1 protein-coding gene is annotated in these 1,215 nt (G+C 73.3%); it reads right to left on the reverse strand.

Annotated elements, in window-relative coordinates; translation table 11 throughout:
- A partial coding sequence (locus tag ACFP3V_RS31445) for a glycoside hydrolase family 3 protein (RefSeq protein WP_380591138.1) occupies window positions 1-1,197 on the reverse strand: 1,197 nt, incomplete at its 3' end.
- Window positions 1,198-1,215: the final 18 nt, after the last annotated feature.

The following is a 1,215-nucleotide window of genomic DNA, read 5'->3' on the forward strand; positions in this document are numbered from 1 at the left end:
GCGGTAGGGGTGGGTGCCGCTGTACCAGTCCTCGAACAGGGTGCACGCCAGCGGCCCGACCACCGCCACCCGCCGCTGCGGTGCGAGGGGCAGCAGGCCGGTGTTCTTGAGCAGCACCACCTGCTCGGTGGCGGCGCGCAGCGCCAGCGCCTGGTGCGCTTGGCAGTTGACGGTGTCCCAGCCGGTGGTGGCGTAGGGGTCGAGGTCGGGGTCGAACTCGCCGAGGCGGAAGCGTATCGACAGCTGGCGGCGCACGGCGCGGTCGATGTCGTCCAGGGTCAGCTGGCCGCGTTCGAGTGCGGTGGTGATCCGGGCGATGGTGACCGCGGAGTCTGGGCCGTGGTCGGTGAAGGAGTCGATGCCGGCCTTCAATGCGGCGGCGTGGGCGGTGGCGTGGTCGTCGAAGTAGTGCTCGGGGTCGACCAGGTTGGAGGGGGCCTCGGCGTCGGAGACGACGAACAGGTCGTGGCCGGTGGGGTGGGCCCAGCGGCGCAGTTCCTGTTCCAGCAGCGGGCTGAGGTGGGCGGGGCGGCCGTTGACGAGGTTGTAGGCGGCCATGACGCCGGTGGCGGCGCCGGTGGCGATGGCCGGGCGGAACGCGGCCAGGTCGTACTCGTGCAGGACGCGGGGGCGCAGTCCCGAGGAGGTGGTGCAGCGGTCGTCCTCGTTGTTGTAGGCCAGGAAGTGCTTGAGGACGGGGGCGGTGCGCAGGTAGCGGGGGTGGTCGCCGGTCATGCCCCGGCAGAACGCGGTGGCCAGGCGGGCGGTCAGCAGCGGGTCCTCGGAGTAGCCCTCCTCGTTGCGGCCCCAGCGCGGGTCGCGCAGCAGGTTCACCACCGGGGCCCAGCCCTGCAGGCTGGTGCGGCCGGTGCCGAGGACCGGGGGGCGGTGGTGGTGGAAGGCGCGCTGCTCGAGCGAGACCGCCTCGGCCACGGCGTGGATCAGGTCCTCGTCCCAGGTCGCGCCCAGGCCCACGGCCTGGGGGAAGGTGGTGGCCGGGCCGAGCCAGGCGACGCCGTGCAGGGTCTCGGTGCCGGTGCGGAACTCGGCCACCCCCAGCCGGGGGACCGCCGGCGCGTACTGGTGCAGCATCGCGATCCGCTCCCGCGGGGTGAGCCGGGAGAGCAGGTCCTCGACACGCTCGGCGAGCGGGAGCCCGGGATCGCGGAAGGGCAGCGTGGCGGCAGCAGTGCTCACAGAGGAAGTCCCTTGCAG

This window comes from Streptacidiphilus monticola (assembly GCF_042658505.1).
GTDB classification, from domain to species: Bacteria; Actinomycetota; Actinomycetes; order Streptomycetales; family Streptomycetaceae; genus Streptacidiphilus; species Streptacidiphilus monticola.